Here is a 2,351-nt window from a genome sequence, read left to right as displayed (position 1 = left end):
CCGCGGGCCCGGTCGGCCGGCACGGGCGCGTCCCACCGGCCGCCCCGGCGGAGGCCCCCGGGGAAGGGGGCGTGTTCGCCCGTTGGGGCGTCGGGACGCCGGTGGAGGAGGATCGGCCCGTCGAGGACACCGACGCCGGGAACGCCCCGCCCGCCGAACCCGCGCCCCGACGGGCCCGTCACCGGCGGCGGGGCCCGATCCGGGTGGCCCGGGACCGCGTCCGGGCCTTTCGGGAGGCGGTGCGGCGAATGCTGGACCGGGTGGACCTGTGGTTGGAGCGCCGCTACCACGCCGGGGCCCGTCTGCTGGGCCGTGTGCCGTGGCACGTGCCGCTGATCCCGTGGCGCCGGCTCGCCGCCCGCTCCCGGGCCCGGGGGTTCGCCGCCACCGGCCTGAACCGTCGGCAGCGGCTGGCCCCGCGTCGCCGCCGTCTGGAGGTGGTGGTGGCGACGGGTTCCGTCGTGCTGTGCGCGGTCCTGGCCGCCGCCGCGCCCTCCCCCGAGGCGGGGACCTCGCCCACCCGGACCGCCGGCGTGTCGGGGAGCGACACCGAGCGGGTCCCGGCCGTCGACGGCGACGGCGCGGAGATCGCGCCCGGCGTCGAGGCGGGCATGGAGCGGGCCGAACCCACCCGGGTGCGGATCCCCTGGCTGCGGGCCGACGTGGAGGTCTTCGGCGCCGACCTGGACCCGGACGGCGGGCCGCCGTCCCCGGCGGAGGAGGACGCCATGCGCGCCGCCTGGTACGCCGGGGGCGTCTCGCCGGGCGAACGCGGCGCCGCGCTGCTCGTCGGCCACCTGGACACCCGGGTGGGACCGGCGGCCTTCGCCGGCCTGGGGATGCTGGAGCCCGGCGAGATCATCGAGGTGGACCGGGCCGACGACACCACCGCGATCTTCACCGTGGAGGCCGTCGAGCAGTACCCGAAGGCGGACTTCCCCGACGAGCGGGTGTACGGCGCGGTGGAGACGCCGCAGTTGCGGCTGATCACCTGCGGCGGCCGGTGGACGGCGGACGGCGGCTACGACGCCAACATCGTGGCGTACGCGACGCTCACCGACACCGTCCGGCACACCGACTGACCCACGACCGATACGGTCACCGGCCGTTTCCGGGTCCGCCCCGGGCCGGGGCGGGCCCGGAAACGGCCGCACCGCTCGGAGCCGGTCCCGGGTTCCGCACCCCTCGCCGGCGGATGACGCTCCGCCCTGCCCCCGGGCGGATTCGGACGGCAGCTCGGAGCACGGCGGGGTGGATTCACCCGATGTCGTGGATGCTGTGCTCGGTCAGGTCCGGTGCGTGGCGTGCCACGGTGCGGTAATCGGTATCGTCGTGAAGCACGGTCAATCCATGATGAGCTGCGGTGGCGGCGATCATGAGATCCACCGCCGAGGCACTCCGGTGCTCCCCGGCTCCGGCCATACGGTGCTGCACCGCACCGATCCACCGTCCCGCGTTCTTGGGGACCGCGACATCCGGATAAAGGTCCTCGAACATTTCGGCGATCTCGTCGTACTCACGGCTGTTACGGGCACTGTGGAGAAACTCGACGCGCTGCGGATAACACGATGCGATCGCTCCGGCGTCGATCGGGTCGTACCAGGCCATTCGAAGCTTGGGGTCACCGAGCAGACGCACCAGGCCCGAGGTGTCGAACAGGTAAATCACCGGGCGCTTTTCTCCGCCCGGTGCAAGCGCTCGGCATCCTCAATCGCGCCCCAGTGCTCCGCTCGGGCGAAATGACGACCGATGCGAGCCGCGCGCTCCTGCTGCTCGGAGTAGAAGCGCAGGGCCAGGTTGACCGCTTCTTTCTTGGTCCTCACCTTGGACAACGCCATGGCACGCGCCAATACCTCATCGTCGATGTCAATCTGCGTCAGGGACATGACCGCCTCCAAAAGGAATGTTGATGATGTACATCAAAGGATACACGATCAACATCAACGAGTTCGAGCCCCTCGCCGGCGGCGTGACCGGGCCCCACCGCGCGGGGGCACCCCGCGAACCTCCTCGACCACTCCCGGCCTCGATCGAGGGGTGCCCGGCGACCTCGTCCCCCGAACCCCCGAACGGGGCGGGTCGGCACCGGGTGCCGGGTGCCGGTGGGGGCGGTCGTACGGTGGTCGGATGGAGATTCGCACCGCCCGCGACGAGGACTGGCCGCTCATCCACCCCTTCTACGCGCGGATCGTCGACGAGGGCCGGACCTACACCCTGCCCGAGGGGCTGGGCATGGAGGAGGCCCGCCCGCTGTGGATGGAGGCCCCGCCGTGGCGGACGGTGGTGGCCGTGGACGGGGGCCGGATCGCGGGGACGGCGAAGATGGGACCGAGCCTGCCCGGTCGGGGCGC

General features: G+C 73.0%; 4 protein-coding genes. 2 read left to right on the top strand and 2 right to left on the bottom strand.

Going from position 1 to position 2,351, the window contains the following annotated elements:
• On the top strand, positions 1 to 1,082 hold a 1,082-nt coding region (locus FNQ90_RS20010), incomplete at its 5' end, for a class F sortase (protein WP_228471423.1).
• Between the two features lie 175 nt (positions 1,083 to 1,257).
• Here FNQ90_RS20010 and FNQ90_RS20005 read toward each other — a convergent pair.
• Complete coding sequence (locus FNQ90_RS20005; protein WP_143622097.1) at positions 1,258 to 1,668, bottom strand: PIN domain-containing protein; 411 nt, start codon at positions 1,666 to 1,668, stop codon at positions 1,258 to 1,260.
• Positions 1,665 to 1,886: a type II toxin-antitoxin system VapB family antitoxin gene (locus FNQ90_RS20000; RefSeq protein ID WP_173019601.1), complete on the bottom strand. Its 222-nt coding sequence runs from the start codon at positions 1,884 to 1,886 to the stop codon at positions 1,665 to 1,667. The genes FNQ90_RS20005 and FNQ90_RS20000 overlap by 4 nt, the downstream gene beginning before the upstream one ends.
• Before the next feature lie 241 nt (positions 1,887 to 2,127).
• Here FNQ90_RS20000 and FNQ90_RS19995 point away from each other — a divergent pair.
• Positions 2,128 to 2,351: GNAT family N-acetyltransferase (locus tag FNQ90_RS19995; RefSeq protein WP_407699399.1), on the top strand; the 224-nt coding region annotated here is incomplete at its 3' end.

This window comes from Streptomyces alkaliphilus, from assembly GCF_014141535.1.
Lineage (GTDB): Bacteria > Actinomycetota > Actinomycetes > Streptomycetales > Streptomycetaceae > Streptomyces > Streptomyces alkaliphilus.
The sequence above is the reverse complement of the archived record's forward strand: the minus strand, read 5'-3'. Positions and strand labels throughout refer to the sequence as shown.